At 52.4% G+C, this 23,710-nt stretch carries 16 protein-coding genes; 1 reads left to right on the top strand and 15 read right to left on the bottom strand.

All coding sequences use genetic code 11. The features are described 5' to 3' along the window. Window positions 1-287 precede the first annotated feature (287 nt). The 12 genes from VE009_RS03685 to VE009_RS03630 form a co-directional block, all read right to left on the bottom strand. The gene (locus tag VE009_RS03685) at window positions 288-3,113 is read right to left on the bottom strand and encodes a hypothetical protein (protein ID WP_325006044.1); all 2,826 of its coding nucleotides are present in this window, start codon (window positions 3,111-3,113) and stop codon (window positions 288-290) included. Window positions 3,114-3,217: 104 nt separating this feature from the next. Continuing rightward, complete coding sequence (locus VE009_RS03680; protein ID WP_325006043.1) at window positions 3,218-4,246, bottom strand: DctP family TRAP transporter solute-binding subunit; 1,029 nt, start codon at window positions 4,244-4,246, stop codon at window positions 3,218-3,220. Window positions 4,247-4,329: 83 nt separating this feature from the next. Then, window positions 4,330-5,865, bottom strand: a complete 1,536-nt coding sequence (locus tag VE009_RS03675; RefSeq protein ID WP_325006042.1) for a response regulator — start codon at window positions 5,863-5,865, stop codon at window positions 4,330-4,332. Further along, window positions 5,837-7,318, bottom strand: a complete 1,482-nt coding sequence (locus tag VE009_RS03670; RefSeq protein ID WP_325006183.1) for a sensor histidine kinase — start codon at window positions 7,316-7,318, stop codon at window positions 5,837-5,839. Before VE009_RS03670 ends, VE009_RS03675 begins: the two co-directional genes overlap by 29 nt. Window positions 7,319-7,592: 274 nt before the next feature. Next, a complete protein-coding gene (locus VE009_RS03665; RefSeq protein WP_325006041.1) occupies window positions 7,593-8,618 on the bottom strand; it encodes a glycoside hydrolase family 88 protein in 1,026 nt (341 codons plus the stop codon). A 34-nt stretch (window positions 8,619-8,652) separates the two neighbouring features. Next, complete coding sequence (locus VE009_RS03660) at window positions 8,653-9,534, bottom strand: carbohydrate ABC transporter permease (protein WP_325006040.1); 882 nt, start codon at window positions 9,532-9,534, stop codon at window positions 8,653-8,655. 10 nt (window positions 9,535-9,544) lie between these two features. Beyond that, window positions 9,545-10,486, bottom strand: coding sequence for an ABC transporter permease (locus VE009_RS03655; protein ID WP_325006039.1), 942 nt, complete (start codon window positions 10,484-10,486; stop codon window positions 9,545-9,547). A gap of 96 nt (window positions 10,487-10,582) precedes the next feature. Beyond that, a complete protein-coding gene (locus tag VE009_RS03650; RefSeq protein WP_325006038.1) occupies window positions 10,583-11,950 on the bottom strand; it encodes an ABC transporter substrate-binding protein in 1,368 nt (455 codons plus the stop codon). Between the two features lie 546 nt (window positions 11,951-12,496). Next, window positions 12,497-13,315, bottom strand: coding sequence for a sialate O-acetylesterase (locus VE009_RS03645; RefSeq protein WP_325006037.1), 819 nt, complete (start codon window positions 13,313-13,315; stop codon window positions 12,497-12,499). Then, window positions 13,293-15,686, bottom strand: coding sequence for a helix-turn-helix domain-containing protein (locus tag VE009_RS03640; protein ID WP_325006036.1), 2,394 nt, complete (start codon window positions 15,684-15,686; stop codon window positions 13,293-13,295). The genes VE009_RS03645 and VE009_RS03640 overlap by 23 nt, the downstream gene beginning before the upstream one ends. A 131-nt stretch (window positions 15,687-15,817) precedes the next feature. Beyond that, window positions 15,818-16,579 carry a sugar phosphate isomerase/epimerase gene (locus VE009_RS03635; protein WP_325006035.1) on the bottom strand — a complete coding sequence of 254 codons (762 nt, stop codon included), beginning with the start codon at window positions 16,577-16,579 and terminating at the stop codon, window positions 15,818-15,820. 15 nt (window positions 16,580-16,594) lie between these two features. Continuing rightward, the gene (locus tag VE009_RS03630) at window positions 16,595-17,743 is read right to left on the bottom strand and encodes a Gfo/Idh/MocA family oxidoreductase (RefSeq protein ID WP_325006182.1); all 1,149 of its coding nucleotides are present in this window, start codon (window positions 17,741-17,743) and stop codon (window positions 16,595-16,597) included. Window positions 17,744-17,900: 157 nt separating this feature from the next. On the opposite strand from VE009_RS03630, the gene VE009_RS03625 reads away from it, so the two are divergent. Then, entirely contained in the window at window positions 17,901-18,752 is an 852-nt protein-coding gene (locus VE009_RS03625) for an AraC family transcriptional regulator (RefSeq protein WP_325006034.1), read from the top strand. Window positions 18,753-18,787: 35 nt separating this feature from the next. On the opposite strand, the gene VE009_RS03620 is transcribed toward VE009_RS03625, so the two are convergent. From VE009_RS03620 to VE009_RS03610, 3 genes are all read right to left on the bottom strand, one after another. Then, window positions 18,788-19,876: a rhamnogalacturonan acetylesterase gene (locus VE009_RS03620; RefSeq protein ID WP_325006033.1), complete on the bottom strand. Its 1,089-nt coding sequence runs from the start codon at window positions 19,874-19,876 to the stop codon at window positions 18,788-18,790. Window positions 19,877-19,931: 55 nt separating this feature from the next. Further along, complete coding sequence (locus tag VE009_RS03615) at window positions 19,932-22,556, bottom strand: hypothetical protein (protein WP_325006032.1); 2,625 nt, start codon at window positions 22,554-22,556, stop codon at window positions 19,932-19,934. A 184-nt stretch (window positions 22,557-22,740) separates the two neighbouring features. After that, complete coding sequence (locus VE009_RS03610; RefSeq protein ID WP_325006031.1) at window positions 22,741-23,709, bottom strand: carbohydrate ABC transporter permease; 969 nt, start codon at window positions 23,707-23,709, stop codon at window positions 22,741-22,743. Window position 23,710: the final 1 nt, after the last annotated feature.

The following is a 23,710-nucleotide window of genomic DNA, read 5'->3' as shown; positions in this document are numbered from 1 at the left end:
CAGTCGATAAAAACCGCCATGGAAGCAATGCCAATACAAGCGGAAGCAGCATCCCCTTTCTTTTTCATGTCGTAACCCCTCCGTATTTACGTATTTAGCGTAACAAAGCCGAAAGAAATGAAGAAGGGAATTCCTTGGCTTGCTTCTAGAATTATTTGTCCGATTTCAACGGAAAACTGCGTTGGAAAAAGCCGGTGTTGTACACTGCTATATCCTACTGCGTGAAGCGATAATAAATGGAAAAAAGTCGAGCTACCTTTATGGTAACCCGACTTTTCCTTTATCCGTTACTGGATGATTTGAACGAGGTCCCTTCCGATAAAGACGCTACCGTCGTTTAAGTAGACAAAGAATTCTACCTCGATGACCCCGTTCGTGCCGGCAAGCGCCGTATTCGCTTGCTGCCGATCAAATTTCGCAGTGATGGATTTTCCAGTGATATTGGCTTCCGTCGCCGAAATGGGTCGGCCATTCACGACCATGGTAATGTTCGCGATGCTATCCTTCATTAAATCGTCAGAAGCGATTTCAATTTTGGCCGTTAATGCTTTGTCGCCTCCTTTGGAGTTTGCATTCCATGTTGTCGGTTGAATGTCTACAACCGCGTTGATGGAATCATCCTTCTCAACAACCAATTCTAATGTTTTATCGGAGTCTGTAATCTCGATATGTCTGGCCGTAGTAAAGATTTCTCCATCATGTATTCCACTGATGATTACGGCGTATTGGCCCGGCACAAATTTTCTCGGGATAAAGTTGTCCACGTCCATGGCCGAACCCCTGTATCCGGTTTCAAATTTGAATCTACCGTCTGTTCTTACCAGTGTTTCAGCAAGCGGGTGATCCCCTATGACGCCATCAGTAATCGTGAAAATCTTAACTACAGTATTGAGAGAAAAAAGGCTAGAGTCGCCGAACGAATAACCTTCGATGTCGACAGTCACCGTCCCGCTCAGCGTGTGGCCGTCGACCACTTCCAATGTTACAGGCACAGACGTCACGCTCCCAACCTGGTTAAATACCTCGACTGTATAGGTGCCCTCATCGGCTTTTGTAACGTCCTGCATACGGAACGAAGGTGCGGACGCCTCAGAGCCCAAAGCGGAGTTGGCGGAGTAGATGATTTCACCGTCCTTCTTCCACTGGTATCCAAGGCCAACGCCATCGGCAATCACATAGAAACCTATGGTATTGCCTTCCGTGACGGTAAGACTCTTGGGCTGAACCTTGATTACCGGGGCAGACAGGGGTTCGGATGATATCCGCATCAAAAATTCTACTCCGGGCCGGTCGACCCATCCGCCCTCGGCCTCATTATATGTTCTGTACAAGCTATTACGTAAGCGGTAACGTTCATTCCCTTCCTTCATGCCGACAGCAACTCCATATCCGCCATTGGTCGCCTCTGTACTCAACGTCAGTGTTGCGCGACCGCTTCCTGTGAATACCTCCGGAAGATTGAGCGCAACCTGCGTAGGCGCCCATTTGACAGTTTGCGGGGCAATCTCCCATTCATAGGTAATGTCCCCCGGCAGCTCGAGTTTTGCAACGAGCGGCGCATTGACAAATGGATCTTGAGCAGGGATATATGCATTTGGTCTTGAAGTCCCTACTTGGCTGTAGTCGGGGGTTCGCTGGAACACTGCGGGCATGATGGCCGCAAGGGGTTCGCCGGCTTGGATATCCCAGGACTGCTCAACGTATCTGATGTTTGACTGAATCGTTTCGTCAAACCAAGCGTCGTATTCGCCGTTATTTTCCGCCTTGTTGCTGTTGCTGTGATAGAAGATGTCATTTGAAGTGATGATCAATTGTGCTTCATAGGCGGGCGGGACGGAGTATTCCACGGCCTTCGCCAGTGGGAATTCCTCAGCGTCCTGGAGGTCTAGATCGTAGATTTTGCCGTCTGCTGTGTATTTGAGCGGGAAATAGAAGTGTCCGGCTAGGGCCATGCTGTTGTCGCCGCTGGCGGTAGGAGCTGCCATATCCCTGCGGTAATGGGTTGCGGGAATGAGAACGTGCATATTGCCATCGCTGTCCGGCAACATTTTGGAGCTGTGTACCTGGGACCGTTCCACATTAGCGGCCAGAGTGTATGGCGTTATTTGCCCTTCTTCTGTAGTCTTTCCGTCTACGGGGCTGATCCACGTTCCCATCGGGTCGTCTTTCGCATAAATGTAATGGAAGCCTGCCGATACGCAATTACCGCAGCCTTCGCTACCAGTGACATACCACCACAGTTGCCCATTTTTGTCGTACCGCCAATGGAGACCGATTCCGCCGGCGATCGTACTGACAGGAATGTTGATTGTCTCCTCGATCCCGGTCATCTCCGGATTGAGTCTGGAGACACTTACGCCATTGTGAGAGTTGACCAGATATCCGGTGCCATCAGGCGCGACGACGATCTCATAGTCGTTGCCAATGGCGTTTCCGGTCGGATCAGTTGCATGGTATGGCCTACCTATATACTTAAAGGGGCCAGTAGGTGAGGTTGACTGGGCGATTCTAGTGCGCTGGCTGGCTATGGGAATTCCAGAGACGCCGACAAGAGCTTCCCTTAGGTGCCACATGGTGTACAGACCCGTCTTTTCGGAATAAACTACACGCGGTTTCTTGATTGTTATGATATCCCCTATATCATCCTGCAGGAAGACAGTCGTCTCGAGCTTCCAGTTCATAAGGTCATCGGAGCTGTAGATGTCCATACCACCATAGCGGTAAAACGACTCCGGGCTAGTTGGAGTAATCGGCCAATTCCGAGTACCTCCCGCATAGTGAAATGTTCCGTGGATAAAAGATTGGCCGTAGAGATAGTATTTGCCTTCGTAATATCTCAGGTCTTGTTCATCTATTGCGGTGAGGGCGTTGCCGTCAATATCTACCCCGATATTGATGGCGCGGTCCATCGAGGCACTCTCAGGAGCTGGAAGCCCGTTGTCCCCTGTCAACTCCCACAAACCGGAGATGAAGTTTCGCAGCACCGCAGTATCAGTAGTGCTCTTTTCTTCAGTTGCTGATGCAACGGCTGGTGTGACAAGGGAAAACGTCATACCAATGGTTAGCGCAAAAGTTAGGATTGTTCGTATATGTCCCGATTTTTTCATTTTCATCCTCCCATTTTCCTGTTAGGCGGCGTTCTGTAAATCAGAAAATGATCATCTCAACAACCTCTAGCCCCTTTATTTGAAGCGTTTTCATTATTCTTTAATAGTAGCTATTGGATCCCTCGGATTTTCTCAATCAGTTCCTCATAGCCTTCACCGTATTTTTTGTACAGGGGTTGGACTGATTCCCACCATTGCTCGGGATCCTCGATTTCCGAAAACTGAACTCCCGCTGCCTTAAGCTCCTCCATAGCCTTCGCATCCTGCTCCGCGGAGATGCGCTTGAAAAATTCGACGCTGGATGCCGTGGCATCGAGAATGAGCCTGCGATCCTCCATGCTGAGCTTGCTCCAGGTCATCTCGGAAATCAAGATGACGCTCGGATCCGCAATATGCTGGTCAACCGTATAATAACCCGCGATCTCGTAATACTTTCCACTGTGATAGCCTTTGATCGGCTGCTCTGCACCGTCCACTTCCCCGGTTTGCAGAGCGCTGTACAATTCATCGAACTCGATCGGGACGGGATCGGCTCCGAATGCATGGACCATGTCATTGTAAATTTGTCCGCTGGGAACACGCACCTTAAGCCCCTTCATGTCGCTCAGCCGAGTCACCTGCTTGCTCCTGAAGAAGAAGTCGCGCGGACTCGTCGCGTAATACCCGATGCCGACAAGGCGGCTGCCTGAAGCCTGAATATCGTTAAGCAATTGGCTGCCGACTTCACCCTCCAGCGTCTTCCACACATGATCGACATCCCGGAACAAATAAGGCAGGGAGTAAATGTGCATTCCCTTGACCCCCGCATCTGCCAAATAGGAAGGCTGCGTCCGGGTCAAATCGACCGCCCCCATCCGAAGCGACTGTATCACTTGCAGATGATCTCCCAATTGCCCGCTCGTGAACACGTCGACAACGATCCGTCCCTCGCTGATTTCCTGGAGAGTGTCTGCGAGATGACGAATCGCGGACACGATCGGATCGGATTCCGAATTTACTTCGGCAAAGCGCAGTACGATCTTGTCCTGAACCTCTTTACCACCCCCGTTTGAAGCGCTTTCATTCCGATCGATACAACCCGTCGTTGGAAATAGAAACAAAGCCACCAGAAGCGGAAGCAGCATCTCCTTTCCGTTCATGTGATAACACCTCCGTATTTGCGTATTTAGCATAACAAGGCCGAAAAAAAAGAAACAGGGAATTCCTTGTCCTGCTTCTGGAATTATTTGTCCGTTATAGACGTAAATTGCGTTGGAGAAAAACCGGTATATTTCTTGAACGCTTTGCTGAAGTAATTCGGATCTTGATAACCGACAGCAAGCGCCGCTTCCTGCACCGTCTTGTTCTGAAACAGGATGAGCGCCTTTGCTCTTTCCATGCGCAGTTGAATAACGTATTCCTTAAAATTAACGCCCGTTGCCCGCTTGAAGTACTTGCTCAAATAAAACGTGCTAAGACCTATCTCTTTGGAAACTGACTCCAGGGACAAATCATCGCTAACATGCTCTTCTAAGTACGCCTTGATGAGACGGATCAATTCGTCACGGTTCGATTTTCGTTTCTCGCCGACGACCGCGATCAGTTCCGGGAGCCATCTTCTCAGCGAAGCTGCCAACTCCTGTGGAAGGGACAAAAGCTCCAACTCAGCTGTCATCTCCTCCACCTCCGAACTCTCGAAGGAACCGAAATGCTGCAGCAGGCTGCGGTGGATTTGCGCGCACAGTTGGCGCACATCCTGTCGCAAAAATTCAGCGCGCTTGGCCGTGAAATGGTGAAAGATATCTGCAACGAGCTCAGCAGAGCCTTGCACATCCTCCAATAAAATTCGGTCGCATAATTGTTCCTCGAGAGCATAGGGATAACCGGCTTCCTCTTTCCGCAACGGAACTGCCGTTCGGCGCTTGTCCAATTCCGCTGCCGCTTCCCGGTATGCATACGGTAAATGGTTCAGATCGCAGAAGACACGACTGAGACCAATATGACAAGCAATACCGGTATTCTTTCGGACCATTGACTCCGTCTCCGTCAATGCAGTTCGGAAAGAATGCGAACCTACCGACTCGTCGGAAAGCTTTCCAAGGAGGAGGAGCACTATTCTTTTCCCAAGCGCAGTACCGATCACATGCTCAGTATGATAAGCCAACCGGGTTCGGATCGCGTTCAGCATCGAGGGAGCTTGCGCTTGGCCCGACTCCAAATCAATCGCCATACAGACAAAGAGACGACTTTCTACTTCCAACCAGGACAGATATTCCTCAAGCTGGCGCTTAGCATGATTGGACGTATATAACGCCTCCAAAAAAAATTCCCGCTCCAGCAAATAGCGCCAATGCGCGAACTGATCCTCCATTTTTTTGCTGCGCTCCGCGGACGCCTTCCTTTTCAGAATTACATCGGATAACCGGTCGATCGCATCGAATAAATTACGGTTGGAAATCGGCTTTAGTAAATAATCTCTTGCTCCGAAGGAGATCGCTTTCTTAGCATACTCGAATTGACCGTACGCCGTAAGAATGAGGATCTCGCACTCGGGCAAATGTTTCCGAATTGTCTCCGAGGCCGTTAAACCGTCCATTTCCGGCATTTGAATATCGATAAGAATCATATCCGGCTTTAACTCCATTGCTTTCTCGACCGCTTCTTTCCCTGTTGCGGCCTCATCGACGATCCGAATGGACGAAGGGTACTGCTGCTGGATCAAGTATCGGAGGGATTCCCTCTCGATCAATTCATCCTCCGCTATAAGCAAGGTTAACATCTCCCTGTTCCCCCTCCTTCGGTATAATGATAGCTACGGTTGTTCCTTGACCGGGGCGGCTCACAACCGTCATCAAGTCAGATCGGTTGAATTGGATTTCCAGCCTCCTCCTTACGTTATCAAGACCAATGCTGTTCTTCCCGGACTCCCCTTGACGTTGGAACAGCTGTTCCAGCTGTTCTTCAGTCATTCCCTTCCCGTTGTCTTCGATACGTATTTCGAAATGGCTACCCTCTTCAGCAACCTCGATCACGATGCGGCCTCCCTGGACGCTATTTTGAAGACCATGGATGATAGCGTTTTCCACAATCGGCTGCAAGGTCATCGGAGGAATGAACGCCAAGCCTTCCTTCAAGGTCTGCCGCAAATCGATAGTCATCCGTCCCTGAAAACGCATCTGCTGGATGGTTAGGTAAGATTTTAGCACTCTAATTTCCTCTCGCAGTTCAACGGGTCTTCCCTCATTATCAAGATTGTATCTTAAGATTTCGGAAATCGATTGGATCAACTCAACAGCGCTGTCCGCTTGCCTGAGCATCGCCTTGCGGGAGATCATGTTCAGGGTATTAAACAGGAAGTGAGGATTCATTTGCATCTGCAACGAACGCAGCTGAGTTTCCTTCAGGAGGCGGTCAATTTCCAGATTCTTCAGTTTCTCCTTGCTCAGTTCAAGCTCGATACTCGCTTTTTCCTGCAAGTCATTAATATACTGACGCATATTCCTTTTCATCAGATTGAAGGCATCGGCCACCACATTCAATTCGATGTACTTGCTCGGCTTCAAGTCCGGTATATGCCATTGGGCGTCGATGGCCAAAAGCTTTGCAAATCGGGCCAGCGTCTTGATCGTTTGAAACAGCCCGCGGGTCAACAAGGCGGCGAATCCGATAGACATCATGGTGATGACCGCAAGCAGTATATAAGTCGTGTTCGTAACTTGCTTTTCTTTCTCCAGAATTTCACTATAACGCAAGCTTCCGTAATTTAAATAAGATGCTGTGAGCGAATGCGATTGTTGCGTCATGTAATCATATAAATCGCGCAAGTAGATGATTTCCGTAAAATTCGGATATTTTAAAGTCTCACCTGCTAAATCCCTATGGTAATCCATCATATTCGTTAAGCTGCGAGAATAAAAGGTGAGATCATCGTCCACCCCGGGTTCGTCCTGAATCAGAGCTATGATAGACTTCATTTGCCGATAAGCCTCTTCGTAATGCGCAAGCGATTCATCGTTCCGCTCCCGAAGGTACAATTCGAAATGGGTCGACGATTTTTCCAGTATGCCGGGCAGCCTGCTGAGGTTGAAGTAGTTTTGAGCGAAATGGTCGTATTCACGGGACACCACATTTTGCCTGTGTAATATTATAATAAAGCTGATCACCATGATCGCAATGATAAATAGTAAAATCCCGGCCATTGTGGCTCTTATTGATCGATGATGGATAAACATCTTGGACAAATCTAATTCACCACCTGTAAGCGCTTATAATTTGACGCGCGGGGATATTCAATTACTCAGACACTTAAGCCATTTCGCATTGCTAATATTATAACAAATATTATATTTACGCTAGATTTGTCCCCTCGATCCAAAAGCCATGTACTCTCTTTACTTTAAAGAGGAATCATCGTTATTGCAGGGAATTTGCCGTTCTACCCCGTGCCGTTAGCCAAAAGAAAACCACAAAGCGACGGCTAGTCGCATTGTGGTTTTCTTTAACGATTCAAATTTCCTGCGGAGCCAACAGCGAGGACAAAAACACTAGGGTTAACCCCTGTCCCCACCCCTGAACTCTTTGACACGGCACGTTTTTGTAGCCTTCCGCGTCGCGCATGACAGCCGTACCCGCAGACACGCCATGAACGGAACCGTCCGAAGCGATCCGTGACAAAATTCCGGAGATCGAGCGATTTACAACCTTATTGTATAACTTCCCCCTCGAGAGCAGCGCGGCAGCGATGCCCGCCGAAGCGGAGGTTTCCGTATAAGCGTCGGAGTCAGTCAAGACGGTTCTCCATAATCCATCCTCAGCTTGCAAACGAACCAAAGCGCTTAATTGATCCCGAAGCGAGCCGTCGATGACCATAAATGAAGGATGCGTAACCTGGATCAACCGTAACGCCCTCGCCATCGTGATGGCCGCCCAAGCGTTCCCTCTTCCCCAAAAAACAGCGGACATGTTCGTCTGCGATACATGATCCCAGCCGTGGTAATATAGATTGGTCCGGGGACATTGTAAGAACTTCTCGTGACCGTGGTACTGAAGAATGCCATCTTCCAAATAATCGTCCCGCTCCAGCAAATGCCCGATGCGCACAAGGAAATAACCGGCCATGAACATCGTGTCGACCCAAGCCTGTTGGGGGAAGTTGTACGCGGCTGAATTGACGGTGTGTTGGAAGATCCCGTCCGCGAACCTTTCGGCATCATGCTTTAGAAACTCCGCCATCTGCACCGCGTAATCCTTATAGACCTCGTCACCGGTAGCTTTGTACAGAGTAAGCAGAGTATGCCCGATGGATACCGCATTGACCGTAAGACGGGGCAAGCCGTCCTCCAACTGCTCGTCCGCCCATTCTTTCAGTCGGGCTGCATACTCCTCTTTGCCGGTAGCTTCGTATGCTTCGGAGACACCATAAAACGCCACTCCTCCGGGCCAATCCCAATCAAAGTCCATCTGGAACGTCCGGTGTACCACTCGATCGATGCGGTCACGGATTTCTTGCTCGTCGAGTTGCAAAGCAGGCATCTCTCTTCTCCTCCCCATGGATGCGGCGCGCGCATTACCCTTTCACCGCGCCGATCATAACGCCTTTCACGAAATACTTTTGCACGAACGGATACACACATAAAATCGGCACCGTCGCCACCATGATCGTTGCGTATTTGATCGTTTCGCCGATCTGGAACTGATCCGCTGTACTAGCCCCGCTCGTCATCGAATCCGTCGAGTTGGCGATCAATATTTCCCGGAGCACCAGTTGCAATGGGAACAGATCGCGATCTTTTAAGAAGATGGAGGCATAAAACCAAGCATTCCATTTTTCCACGGCGTAATACAAAATCATGACGGCTACGACGGGCATCGACAGCGGCAAAATAATCCGAAGCAAAATCGTCAGGTGATTCGCTCCGTCGATTTTCGCGGATTCCTCCAAGCTCTCTGGAATGGCCTGGAAAGCGGTCCGCATGATGATCAGGTTGAAGGTGTTAACCGAGAACGGGATGATCGTCGCCCACAAGGAATCGATCAAACCTACGCCCTTGACGATTAGGTACAGCGGAACTAATCCGCCTTGGAAGAACATTGTGAACACGATGAGGAAAGTAAAGGCGTTATTCCACATGACATTCCTGCGGGAGAGCACATAAGCGGCCACCGCGGTCAACGCCAAATTGACGGTAACCCCCGCAACCAAAATGAACAGCGTATTCCCGTACCCCTTCATGATTGCCGGATTGTTAAACACGCTCTTATACGCCTCGAGACTAAAACCCAGCGGTTTGTAAAGGATCCCTTGATGGGCGACCAAGCGGGAAGCGTCGCTGAACGATGCGAACGTGACATAGAGCAGCGGGTACAACGTAATTAAAACAAGCATGGATAGTAGGGAAACGACCAAAATGTCGAACCCTCGATCCGCAACGTCGGTTTTCGTTTTCATCGTTCCCCTCCTACCACAGACTGTTGTTATTGACTCTACGGCTGAAATAATTGGCCGCAACTAGCAGCATCAGATTAACTAACGAATTGAACAGCCCCACGGCGGAACTGTAACTCCAGCCGAACTCTAGCAGCCCCTTGCGGTATACGAAAGAAGAAATGACGTCGGCCGTTTCGTAAGTAATAGGGTTGTACAACAGAATAATTTTTTCAAAGCCTACGTCGAGCATGTTGCCCATCCGAAGAATGAACATGATCGTGATGGTTGGCAACAGTCCCGGCAGCGTAATATGCAGCATCTGCTTCAGGCGGCTGGCGCCGTCGATGCGGGCGGCCTCGTACTGCTCCTGATCGATGCTCATCAAAGCCGCGATGTATATAATGGATTCCCATCCGACCTTCTGCCAAATTTCCGACAAAATGTAGATAGGACGGAACAGTCCGGGGTTCTGCAGCATGGCGGTCCCGTCGTAGCCGAAATAAGTGAAAAGTATGTTAATGATGCCGTTGCTGCTGGTAAAGTCCGTAATCATGCCGCAAATGACGACGAGCGAGATGAAGTAAGGCATATAGGAAACGGTCTGAACGACGCGCCGAAAGCCTTGATTTCGAACTTCATTAATGAGCAGCGCCAAAATGATCGGAGCCGGAAACACGAACAAAAGCGCAAAAAGGCTGATAATGACGGTATTTTTTAAAATGCGCCAAAAATAGTAGCTGGAGAAAAAATCCTGGAAATGCTGAAATCCTACCCATTCGCTGCCCAGAATCCCCTTCATGGGGGAGAAATCTTTGAAAGCGATGATCGCCCCATACATCGGCAGGTACTGAAATACGACGTAATAAGCGAGCACGGGAATCATCATCAAGTACAACAACTTATTGATCTTGAAATCGCGAATGAACCTGTATCTAAAGCTGTTTCTGTCGACAGAGTTTGTATTTCCGATCATGTGTCTCCACTCCTTCCCGCTGCAGTCGGCGCCTTCTATAATGTGTACCGCCGGGAGGAGTGGCGCTTTTCTCCGCCCGGACGGTCTGTCGACCGATTAACGGCTCATGTAACGATCCAGCGCCGCTTTTTTAATTTCGATCGCGCGGTCGAGCTTTACCGACTTCAGTTTTTCCACATAAGATTCGAAGGCATCCAGCGGCTCGGCCCCAAGGATGATCTTCAGCGTCATTTCGTCCACCAGCGTATTGACGTCCGCCATAATTTTCGCGTATTCCGCGCTCTCCTCCGGCGTCGGAGTGACAGGCGGAAGCTGGTGCTTGGCCATATCCGTTCCTTTCCAAATAGCGACGGCTTCCTGCTGTTCCGGCAAGTTCAAATACTGCTCGATGACGCGTTTGTCGAGAACGAACGGGCCGGTCGTATTGCCCCGAATGTAGAGAGACATCGCTTGCGCGGGAGCGAGTTTTTCAGGATTTTTCATCAAGAGATCGGTAAATTTCGGATAACCGTTTTCCATTGTGTAACTGACGCCTTCAGTACCGAAGTTGAAGAACATATTCCCTTCCTCGCTGTAACCGTAATCCAGCATTCTCACGGCCAACTCAACGTTTTGGGACGTTCCGGAGATCGCCACCATGCCGCCGGGAGAGAACGCATAGTCCCGTTGTCCGAATTTCGGCGTAGTTCCCTTCTCCAACACCGGGTACGGCGCAGCGACGACGGAAGCGTCCGGATTTTGATCCTTAAGAAGCGGCAACCATTTGCCGATCCCGCCGCCTGCATTTCCCCAAGTGGCTCCGGTTGCGCCGGATGCGATGTTGGCATCCATCAACTTCGAATCTACCGTTGCAATGTCCTTGTCCAACAATCCGGCAGCATACCATTCGCGGAATTGCGCCAGGAACTCCTTGTAGCCCGGTTCCGCCGGCCCAAATTTGATCGTTCCGTCTTCGAGATAAAAATCGCGGGTCACTCCGAAGGCGCCGACGAACGCGCCGTTCCCTAATTCGTTGAATACTCTCGGCTTGGCTACGAACGAAAGCGGCGCCGCGGCCCCCTTCTGTTCTCTAAACGCCGTCAACACGGTCGTCCACTCGTCAATTGTTTCCGGAATCGGCAGCCCCAGCTCGTCGAGCCAATCTTTTCTGATCACAGGTCCTTGGAACGTGAGAAGCGACTCATCCCCGCGGATAAAAGGGAATGCGAAATAGCTGCCGCTGTCCGTCTTCACCATTTTGTCGACTTCCGGATGTTCCTCGAGGTATTTCTTTAAATTTGGCGCGTAGTTGTCGATCAAGTCGTTGAGCTTTAAAATGTAGCCGTCCTGGATCGCTTTCTCGGGACCGCCAGGGAAGTTCATAAAGTTGTACTCGATCAGATCCGGTAATTCTCCGGAAGCCAGCATGACGTTAAACGATTCCTCTACCTGGTTGGCAGGCGGGGCCGTGAAATCGACTTTCACGCCGGTACGCTTTTGCCACTCCTGATAAAAAGGTACTTCGGCATGTTCGGATTTCACTCCGGTTAAGCTGTTCGGAAGCGCTCCCCAATAGGTGAGGGTCCTGTCCGTCTGGATGGGATACGTTCCCGTCGTTGGGGCTGCCGCAGGCGGTTCGGACGAAGGAGCCGTTTCCGATTCGTTAGCCCCTCCTCCATTGCTCGTACACGCCGCAAGGGCGCTTCCTGTTAACAGGACTGTCAAGAGCGCGGACATTGTTTTTTTTCTGTTTGTCATTCTCACTCTAGCAACCTCCTTGAATCATTGTTCGTTTGGCACATTCGATGAGGGCGCTTTACGCCGCTCATGTCTTCACTATAGGACGCTTAGGTACGTTAAGTATATCTTCACTTCATCCAATTCGATTGAAAAAGACGCCGTTCGCATCGGCAAAATCTCCAAAGCCATATGCAATTCATGAAAATTCCGCGGAAGTTCAGCGAAAATCAACGAATCAGGGCCGAAAACAAAATAACCTTCAGCGCGTGAAGGTTATGAACAAGAATTCATTTACTTATTGGGTAAGTATATCGATTGGGTTTTGGGATCATACAAAGAAGGCTCTTTCCCTGTAAGGACATGGAAGGCAGCGTTCATCCCCGCCTCGGCGCCGACAATGTTGTACGCCTTTTGCACATAGTGGAATTCGTCCTTCATGAGTCCATCCGCAGCCATGCTTGCGAATTTCGTGGACACAAGCACCGCATGTTTGTATGTTTTGCAAAGCTCAGTCTGCGCATCGATAATGTCGTTATATAGCGATGCGCGATCCCGATGATTGCCGATCCGCACGACATAGCAGGTCTCAAGTCCCTCCTCGATCATCGCATCGATCAATGCCTTCAATTTCTCGGCATACTCCGCCTTCGTCATGCCGCGGTCGCCGTCCGTCTCGCCTTGGCACCATACCATAAACCGATTCCGAACGACGAACCCGTTGCCGGTTAACCAATCGCTGGCAGACCGGTAACGCGCTATCGCATCTCGAAGGAACGTCCCGTTCGGCTGCCAACGGTTGATCGAAGTGCCTCCCTTCGAGCAGGAAACGCCCACGACCGGTCTCCCCGCGAGCCGATGGTATTCGATAGCAAACGCAGACACCATCGATCCGGTTTTCGTCATCTCGGCGATTCCGCTCGCCTCGTTGTTTTCATGGGCGCCGAACGGTTCGGCCAGATGGTAAAGCTTCGTCGGGTCGGAGATCGCGCGAAATTCGTACGCCGCGCCCGGAGGTACGGCAGGAGCATCCTCGGCCGTCCCCCGGCCAGCCATATTCGATTGTCCCATAAACAAAACTAAGTCAACTTCATGGCTTAGGGTATTCGCCATCCTCTACGATCTCCTTGTATTTTCCGGGGGTAATGCCCTCGATTTTCTTGAACGTTCGGATGAACGTGCCGACATCGTTATAACCGGAGCGCTCCGCCGCTTCGTTCACCGTCACGCGCGATTCCGTCATAAGCCGTTTGGCATGCCCGATTCTTCGCTTGTTAATCGCGTCGAGCAGTCCATCACCAGTCTGCTCCTTAAACAATTTGGATAAATACGTAGGCTTCATATCGAACCGGTGTCCCAGCACGGAGACATTTAACCCCGGGTCCGTGTAGTGTTCATCGATGTACGCGATCACCCCGCGGATGAATCCGTCCAGAGCTTGCAGACGGGCCGCTTGGATATTGTGCTGGCGTTTGGCTCCGGCATATTCGCAAGCTTCATGAAGCAGCCCCATCAATTGATCCCGCATCTCCGCAAGCGTCTCCGACGAGGAGAGCTTTTCGATTCGTCTCGGGTTTTGCGTTAACAGGTTTTCCCGTCCAACCCCGAGCTCGCCTATGCTTTTGATTAGTGCGCCGACCAGATCGAACATTAGGCATCTGGCTACCGGGACGGACAACGGATGTTTGGAGAAGTTCATTTCCAGGATTTCTTCCAGAACGGCTTTGCCGGATTCGAAGTCCCCTACTTTCACGAAGTTCATCAGCTGCTGTTCATGCTGCAAAGGAAAGTAATACCCGGTATCGTTCTCCGTCCGCGTATGGTATTTTTCGATTTCTTCGTACGGGAGAATCTCCTGCTTCCCCATAACCAGCTTGTACTCCATCGCGTATAGCGCCTCTTGGTACGCATGGTGAACCTGTTCCAAGCCGCTGCGAATTCCGCTGATGGATACTGTGATATAAATGCTGTACTTGTCTTTCAGGAATTGTTGGGCCGAACGCGCGACGTGCAGCAGCTCGTCCATCCGCGACTCCGGCGACGTCTCGGACAGGGTAACGAGGCACGCCAATGCGTCGCCCGTCTCGGTCATATACCCGCGGTGCCGCCTATTGACGAGCTCTTCCACCACATTCGTTACGATAAAATGCAGCAAACGCAGCTTCTCGCCCTCGGTTTTCCCCTGCACCCGTTCCAAAAAGACGTCATGGTCTTCGATGATAAAAAGCATGACCGCGAAATCGTTCGACAACAGCCGCATATCGAACGTGGCCAACGTTTCTTCCATCGGAAGTTCGTAATCCAGCTTCCCCGTCAGCATCCGCATCAGAAAGTTGGAGCGAAGCGTATAATGCTGCCGTTTCATCTGAAGCATCATGTTGTCCATCTCGCTGAGTGTAGTATCCAGCGCCCGCTGAATGAAATGAAACTCGTTCGCCCCTTTCTCCTTGCTTACGGGTTTGTCTTTGAAAGCGCGCACTAGCTGCCTCACGGGGTTATAATTTTTGCGCAGAAAGAAATACGTCAATCCCCCTCCCCCGAGGAGGCTTGCCGCGATGCTCAACGCCGTCAGCCTGCGGACGAGTTCCGCCTTCCGCCAGTACAGCTCGCTTGGAATCATAGAAATATACTTTAAGCCGGAAACTTCCGATTCCATGCTGAACACCTCGTACCGGTTCCCGTCCGATTCCCAGAAGAAAATGCCGTCGCTTTTCTCCAGTTCCTCGAACGGCAGCCGGGCCGGCAGCTCCGAATTCGAGCTTGAGACGAGCACCCGATTGTCGGCATCCGCAATAAGCACATGTCCTTCGCTGAACACCTCGAAATGGTCGATCGCCGTCAGCATATTCGGTTGGTCGATCATGATGACGTTCGCGCCGGTAGGTTTCCCGTTCTCGTAAGCATATGTGTTGACGTAAGCTAGCGTAGCGACCGGGCTTCCGTTTTCGTCCGTACGCACCATCGGGATAAATCCTTTGAATTTTTCCCTCCGCAGAATATTCATCCAATCCTCGTAGCTGAATTGCACCGACTTATGATGCTCCGCATAAGCGAAGTCCGCGTCCCGGTATACCCCCGGAAGCATGACGACGTCTCTCGAGGCCAAATAAACATAAAACAAGTCCGCACCGGTGTATGCAGATTGGTACATCACCAGATCTTTGGTCGCGTTGTGCAGATCATATAAAAACTCTTCCGGGTAAATCGAATACTTATGTTGGTCGATCAGCTCCCGCACTTTCGGATTCCAGGAAAGCTCGAAGTTTAACCGGTCGACCGCTTCGATTTGCTTGTCGATCATCTCTCTCAGCTGTTTCAGAAGCGAGTCGTTCGCCGCGTGAATTTCGTCGACCAACATTTTGCTGGACTGTATATACACGACCGCGCTTAGGACGGTTGGAAGCAAAAGAACGGCAGCGTAGGAAATCGCCCAGGTAAGTAGAACGCTTCGGCTGTTGAACCATAATGTTCGAGCTTTCCTCATCCGAATTCTCCTGTCGTGGCAATGAATCCCGCTTAGTAGTATTCTTCATTTTACAGAGGAGCACCGACGAGTACAACAAGGAAAGCGGAGCCCGAACATGCCGGCGGCTCCGCTCTGCGCTCCTACGGGTATTAAGCGAATCCTACCCGTTTCAAATTCTCGTAACTGATCCGCAAGCTGTCGAATGCGTCCGTCGGTCCGTTGTCCCGTTCCACCAAATACCATCGGACTCCCGCTTCCTCGCACGCGCGGAACATGTCCGGCCACGGCAGGTTGCCCTCCATCACTTCGGTCATGACTTGACTCTCGCCAATGATCGTCATATCCTTCAAGTGAATGGCTTCGATTCTTCCCGCCAGCTTGCGGATCCATGCGCTCGGGTCGGCTCCCCCCGCCTGCACCCAATACGTGTCCAACGTAAAGAGGAACGTTTCCGGATTCGTGTTTTCCATAAGGATTTCCAACCCGAGCTTGCCGCCGAATTTTTGAAACTCGAAATGATGGTTATGATAGCTGAATTTCAGCCCGTTTTTCCCGAGCTCGTCGGCGATGTTCGAAAACTTTTTGGCGAAAGCGAAATACCCTTCCGCATTCCTGTACTGTTGGGGCAATCCGCCGATCCCCGCTAATCCGCATCCGAGCGTATGATGATCCTGGATCACCCCGTCCAAATCTTCCGTAAATCGCGCGTAAGGCGTATGCGTCAGCACGATCTTCAAGCCGTGAGCGCGCGCGATGGCGGCCAGTTCGTCCGCCGGAATGGGACCGAGTCCCGAAGCTTGAACGGTCGTATACCCGATTTCCTTCAATTTCCGGAACGATTCGTCGATCGCCTCCGGCGTTTTCACGAATTCACGGACCGTGTACAGCTGCGCTCCCGCAATCTTAGCCATAATAGCGTCTCCTCCTTAATGGGTGCCCGCGACGTCGGCGACTTGTTGAACCACGTTCTTCTTCGCCTTGGAATTAGCGATTTTATCCTGCAGCAGTTCGTAAAAACGATCATGGTCGAACTTCTCCACATCCACGAGGCTGTCCGTCCAGCTCGAGTAATGGATGGCGTTCGAAATCAGTAGACCGTTGATGCCTTCTTCTCCCGGCGCCAGCAGCTGTTCCCCGCGGAGAATGGCATTCGTGAAGTTTTTCATGATGCCGATATGCTGCTCGCCGCTGTTTTTGTCCACGGGGATCGCGCATTTCCAGCATTCCACTCTGCCGAAAGGCTTGGTATTAGTCCGATTGTGCTCCCGCTCGGAGATCCGGTTCCGATAGAAGGCGATCTCGTTATGCTCGACGACGATTTTGCCCATGTCTCCGGAAATTTCGAGTCTATTCGTGCCCGGCAGCTCTCCGGTCGATGTAATATAGACGCCGCTCGCTCCGTTCGCGAACTCCATATATGCGGTGACATCGTCTTCGACTTCGATATCGTAGTACTTGCCGTAGCCGACGAAGGAACGGATCGTCTTCGGCATGCCTAAAATCCACTGCCACAAATCCAGATTGTGCGGATTCTGATTGATGAGCGTGCCGCCGCCTTCGCCCGCCCACGTCGACCGCCAAGAGCCTGAGTCGTGATATGCTTGAGAGCGGTACCAATCGGTAACGATCCAAACCGCGCGTTTGATGCCGCCCAATTCTCCGCTATGGACCAAGTCTCTCACCTTTTGGTACACCGGGTTCGTCCGCTGGTTGTACATGATGCCGAATACGGCATCGGACCGCTCGGCGGCGGCGTTCATTTCGAGGACTTGCTTGGTGTACACTCCCGCGGGTTTTTCGACCAAAACGTGAAGTCCGTAGGCGAAGGCCTCGATTGCAAGGGAAGGATGGTCGTAATGCGGTACCGCGATCAAGACGGCATCGATCAACCCGCTCTTGTACATGTCCGTCGCGTTCTCGAAAACCGGAACCCCCGGCAAGCTGCCGGACGCCCACTCCCTGCGTTCCGCGCTCGTGTCGCACACGGCGCCCAGCTCGAGCCCCGGCACCTTCTTATGAATGTGGATTTGTAAGCAATGGCTGGAGCCCATATTGCCGAGCCCGATGACGCCCATTCGTACATGGTCCCTTTGCAATGTAGTCACCTGTATCCCACCTTATGGTTGATGATGTACTATCTTTACATGGTAACAGTAATATTTTCGAAGATCTTCGCGGTATTTGATTGAAAGATTGCAAATCTTGCTTTATTATGGGGGCGAGGTGCTGCGGATGGAACTTGCCGAACAACAAAATATCCGTTACGCGGCTGCGGACGGTTCGTTCCGCTTCAGCCACGTCCGAGACGAAAAACCTAACCCACTGGATTATAAGCCCCATTATGAGAGCGGTTACGAAATCTATATGTTCATTAGCGGCGCCGGAAGCTTCACGATCGAAGGCGGGCGGTACGAGCTGGAGCCATATTCCATTCTCATGTTGAATTCGAGCGAGCTGCATGTCGTCAACATTTCCGACCGACTGCCTTACGAGAGAGCCGTCTTAACGCTAACCGAAACGCTGCTGCCCCCGTTTCTGCTGAACGGAATCGATTTTTACCGCTCCATCAAATACCGCAAACCGGGCCATGACAATCAAATCAAAGCCGAGACGGCCGCAAGCGCCGGCTTGCTCGATTTATTCGATACGCTGCGGCGACATCTTACGCGGCGGAGCGCCGAAGACGAATTTATCGCGAAATGCGTCATTGCCCAAATACTGCACGCGATCAACCGCATCTCCGAAACGGAACGCCCCGCCCCCGCGAAAAAGGTCCACCACCAAATCAACGAGGTGCTGGAATATATCAACTCCAACCTCGCTGACAACCTGGACCTCGATTCGTTGACGCGAAAATTTTATATAAACAAATATCATTTGTGCCGCGCCTTCAAAGAGGCGACAGGCTACTCAATTAACCAATATATTATTTACAAACGGGTACGCCTGGCGGATGAACTCATGCTGCGCGGGCATCCCCCAACGCAGGCTTGCTTCCTGTCGGGGTTCAACAGCTATTCGAATTTTTTCCGCTCCTACCGCAAGCTTACCGGGCGTTCGCCGAAAACCGCGAAGACGCGGTGACGCGATACCCCCTAAACGCAGAAGACCTCGACGAATCATCCGTGCCTGTTCGCGATCCGGTCACGGAATGACGGCTGCTTCACGTATAAAGCCAAAGGGCGGAGATCGAGTTCCTCAATCCCTTGAACGACCAGTTCGGCCATGCGAAGACTGCCCCGCTCCTGAAAATGCGTGTTGTCTTGGATGCCTTCCGGATAATTCGTCCACTCGCCGGGCTCGCCCCAGAGGAAGATAGATTTCGTACCTTCGGGACCGAGTTCCTCGAGAAGCTGCTTGCTCTTCTCGGCGAGGTCGATTAAGGGCACTCCCTCCTCGACCGCTAGTCGTCTCGCCGCGTCGAGATATTCGCCGTGGGTATTCCGCAGCTCTCCCGACGGTTCGAAATAACGCCGGTGTACGGGCGTGACGAGTATGGGTACGCCCCCCTTCGTTCGCGCCGCATCGATGTACTTGCGCAGATGCTCGGGGTACGTCGTGGAAGGTTCCGTACTTCGTTCCTCGTCCTTCTTTTGGTCATTGTGACCGAATTGGACGAACAAGTAATCCCCGGGCTTCATGACTTTCTGTATCTCATCAAGAAGCCCCTCCGCCAGAAAGCTCTTGGAGCTTCGGCCGCTCTTCGCATGGTTCGCGACCGCCACGCGATCCGTGAAGAAGATCGGAAGCACTTGGCCCCATCCCGATTCAGGGTATTTCCCCGCGCTCCAATCCGACACGGTGGAATCCCCGGCGAGGAAAAGCGTCGTCTGATCCTCCCCCTTTGCGATTTCCAGCGCCCGAATACGCGGCGCGGGCCCGCCGAACGTAAGGCGAAGCCTGCCGCCGCGCACGTTCACGGCGAACGATTCGCGGGCGAATTGTCCGGCTTCAGTGCGAAGATTCAAGACGACGAGACGTTCGCCGTTCGTTCGAACCGTGGTGCAGGCCGGCTCCTTCGCGTCGCCGATCGTCGCCGTCACTCGGTAGTTGCCGTCCCCGATATCCACGAGGAACGTACTATCCGACATCCGAGATCGCTCGCTGAAACCGTAGCCCTGCTCTTTGTCGTACACATCCGCATCGGTTACCTTTACGTGCCCGGCTTCCGCGCTTCCTCCGGGACTGAAATCGAAACGCAACGCCATATCCATCTCTCCCATATGAGTAGGTTACGACTGACGCTTCCGAGGGACGCTTGGATCAAACCTGTCCCCTTGCCCGCTCAAGCGTCTCCGGCAATTGGTCGCCGATAAATTCCAAGCACATCATCGCGTTAATGCTCCATTGCGACGCCGCGTTGGTCGAAATCTCCGGAATTTCCCGAGCAATCGGCCTGACGTAATCTCGTTCGTTAACCGCGCTTTCCATCGCGGAAAGCGGCGCGTCCCCGAGCCCAGAACTCAGTAAAATTTGCCATGCCAGCTGTGCCAAGTCGCGGCGCTCCATGCGCTTAGCGGCATAGGCGACAAGACCGCAGGAGAAATAAGGATAGCTCCAATTGCCCTTATTGCCGATCGCTCCGCCGGTTCGCTCCAGCTTCTCTTCCTTCGTCAAGTTGTAGAACTCGCCGACCTCGGCGATCATATCCTCCCACTCCGGATCTTTCAGCATCAGGGAGAGCTCGAGCCAGGTTTGCGGACCGCCCATGCAAATCATCAGCGTTCGTCCCCAGTTATCGTCGCTCAGATGGTGCAGTTCCCCTGTATTCGGATCGTACCCCATTACGGGTCCGGTGTTCATTCGGAAGGGCAGCCGCTTGAGCGAATCGATGCCGACCAGCAGTTTGTCGCGGTATGCGGTATCTTCGAACCGTTCCCAGCGAGTCAACCAGTTGGAGGCGAACGCCGCCCAATCGGGTCCGATCCTTACATGCGTCGGATATTCGTCCTTCGCCAGATACGAACGCATCGGATCGAGATCCCCCGCCGCATAATCGGAATCCTTCACCTCGTCGAGAATGTCGCCGAGACGTTCGTCGCCGGTCAAGTAATAGTAATAACGGTGCAAGCCCGCCATACTGATCCTTGCTTCCTTGCAGCCGCAGCCCCAATGGATCACATTGTGTCTGGAGCCGAGTCCCGCGTATTCGCCGAGATGGTAGACGTCTACCTCGCTCGTGTGCCTCGTCATCGCTTCCGCGAGACGAAAGATGTCTTCGCGGCCGGAACGCAGAAACATGTACCATAGCCAAATGTTCGGCGCCAACTCCGTATTTTGCCAAGCGCAGCCGCCGATATCGTATCTCCATTCATGTCTAGAAGGGTCGTAACTGTGCATGACATCCCCGTAATCCCAGAAGCCATACCATTTGCGCAGTTCGATTTCTTCCTTGTAAAAGGCGATTACGGCATCCAATTGGTCTTCGATCCATGCCTTGGCCGGCGTGCTTCGGTCCGGAAGGCTCCAATAACCGAACGCTCTAGCGCGATGGTAATATCCTGGCTCGCAAACCAACAACGGAGGGCGATCGGCCAGTTCGACCATGCTCAGAAGCGTGTCACTGTTCGGCATGCGATCCGTGCACCAGACAGTCATTTCGCTCGTATTGGCGATGCCGTGCGGGGTGCTGCGCAGCTCTTCGAATCCCTCGTAAGACGATATCAGGTGCGTCTCGGTGTCATAGTGTCGCAAATCCATGGCGCGGACGTCGGGCGACCAGAACCACGCCGTCAAGACAGCGGCATCCTTGCTCGCGCCATGCATCTCCAACGCGGAAGGGTGCTTCCGCCAGAAGTTTCTGCAGCCGAGCGCCAGTCCTCCCCGCTCCCCGCCGAAGTACATCATCCCGCCGGAGCGGCGGCCTTCGGCGGCCTTCAACCAACTGCAGCCCTCTTTCGTCCGTTTCCAGATCGAATAGTGATCCGCGGAATCCTGGACAAGTTTAAAGCTGTCCCATACGGCGGAATCGTCGAGTAGTTCGAGGAAGCGTTCGTCTTCCGCAGGATCGAACGTTACGCTTTCCCCTTCCAACTGACGCTCGAACAGTTCTCGATACTTCCCCTTCGTACGGAATGTCATAAGCGTCTTCGGCGATTCGCGGAACAAGCCGGAATCCCCCGCGAATCGGACATGTCGATGGTAAAGCGGCCCTTCCGTCGGGACCGTGAACTGCAGCCCAAGCCCTTTAATAAAATCCTGATGAGGATCTCCTTCATATACGAAGGTATGTACCGCGCGGAACGATTGTTCGCCGGCGAAGAAATACAGCCGCAGCGTGAACGGGAGGAACGACGACTCCCCATGCTCGCTTCGATGCCAGCCTTCGATTCGCACAACGGCGCGGACCGGGCCGGTCTGCTCTACGAATACGCGAAGCGTTTCCCCTACGAACCGCTCTTCTTTGGTGACGCGGCAGCTCATCGACTCGGTCGATTGTTCGCGCAGGCAGACCAGCTTGCCGTCCGTAACGCTCTCTCTCTCTCCTCTGCGAATCGAACGGATGATCGACGTCCCCGAACGATTCAACGTGCAGCGAATCGCCCCCGTATCGACCGTTACCGAGTCTTCCTGTTCCCGTACGACGATTTCCGGTGCTGCGCCGACCTGCGGAGCTGCGCTCCTACGCAGGAGATACGTTCCTGTCCCCGTTTCGTCCTGCGGCACGACAGCCGCATGCGCGCTCCATTTAACGCTGCCGTCCGGCCAATAAGCGGTTGCCCAGCTTTGTACCGGAATGTCCCGGCCCGACGGCGAGATGAGCGTGAACGTTTCGCCTCGCGGCATTTCGCCTTCCGTCCACGGCACGCCCCACGTGACCCCGACCGACGCCTTAGGCACCTTCCCGCCCAGCCACTGCAGTCGGATCGGCACTTCGTTTGTTTTCATTCGTCTAATTCCTCCCGTAAATATAATGCTTAGCGCCCGCTGCTTTCGTGTCTCCGCTTCCCTTTGCCGCTAATTGTTCCTTGGCCGCATCGCCAGTAACAAGATCAGATCCGCCCCTTCATAAGCCGCAGCCACTTTCGGTCGTCTATCCCTTCGCTCCGTTCCCCCATCTCTTTCCATGCCGCTATTCCACTAGTCCGGTGCGGTCGACCGACTCGACGAACCAACGCTGCGCAAAAATGTAAATCAGCAGCGTCGGCAAAATGATTAGAAACGCCGTCGCCATCTTTAGCGGATCTTGGTAAAGCGAAGGCCCGAACATCTCGGCCTCGGCGGCGAGCGCTTCGTTCATGCGCGTAATGCCGACCGACAAGGGCAGATGCTCGGCTCCGCGCATAAACACCGAAGGGTTGTAGGAATCGTTCCAATTCCAAACGAAGGAGAACAAGAACACGACGATAATGGCCGGTTTCGCCAAGGGCAGCATTACTTTGTAGAACACCTTGAACGCCCCCGCTCCATCCATCTTCGCCGCCTCCTCCAGCTCCTTCGGCTGCGTCGAGAAAAATTGCCGATAAATGATGACGAACAGCGCCCCTTTAAGCCCTAACCCGAACGCCGCGGGCAGCACGAACGGAAGCGCCGTGCCGAAGAGTCCGAACTGGCTGGCGGCCAAAATTTTCGGCAGCACCGTCAATTGCGGGGGAACGATGAACGTAAGCAGCAAACAGAAAAACCAAAAATTTTTGAGCGGTACATTCAGCCTTGCGAACGCATAGCCCGCTACCGCGCAGGAGACGGTTTGCAGCACGGCGATCGTTCCCGAGATCGTTAGGCTCGTAACGAACGCCTTTGGATAATCGAGTTTTTCCCATGCCTCCTGCAGCACACCTACGTAAATCGTTCGCGGAATCCAGTTCACCGCGGGATCCATCAAATCCGCCGCATTTTTCACCATCGTCGTAATCATGTACAGAAGCGGATTCAGATAGATGTACGCCGTGTCGATCAACACGACGTACAGGAAGCATTTGAACAGCAGCCCGCTGTCCGCTTCCAACCCCAGAACCGTTTTCTTCAAATTGTGTAGGGGAGCCCGAATCAAGGGCAGCTTCTCCCGTTTCCCCTTATTGACGATCCATGGCTTTAGCATG

The organism is Paenibacillus sp., assembly GCF_035645195.1.
Taxonomy (GTDB): domain Bacteria; phylum Bacillota; class Bacilli; order Paenibacillales; family YIM-B00363; genus Paenibacillus_AE.
This window is presented reverse-complemented; position numbering and strand designations above follow the sequence as displayed.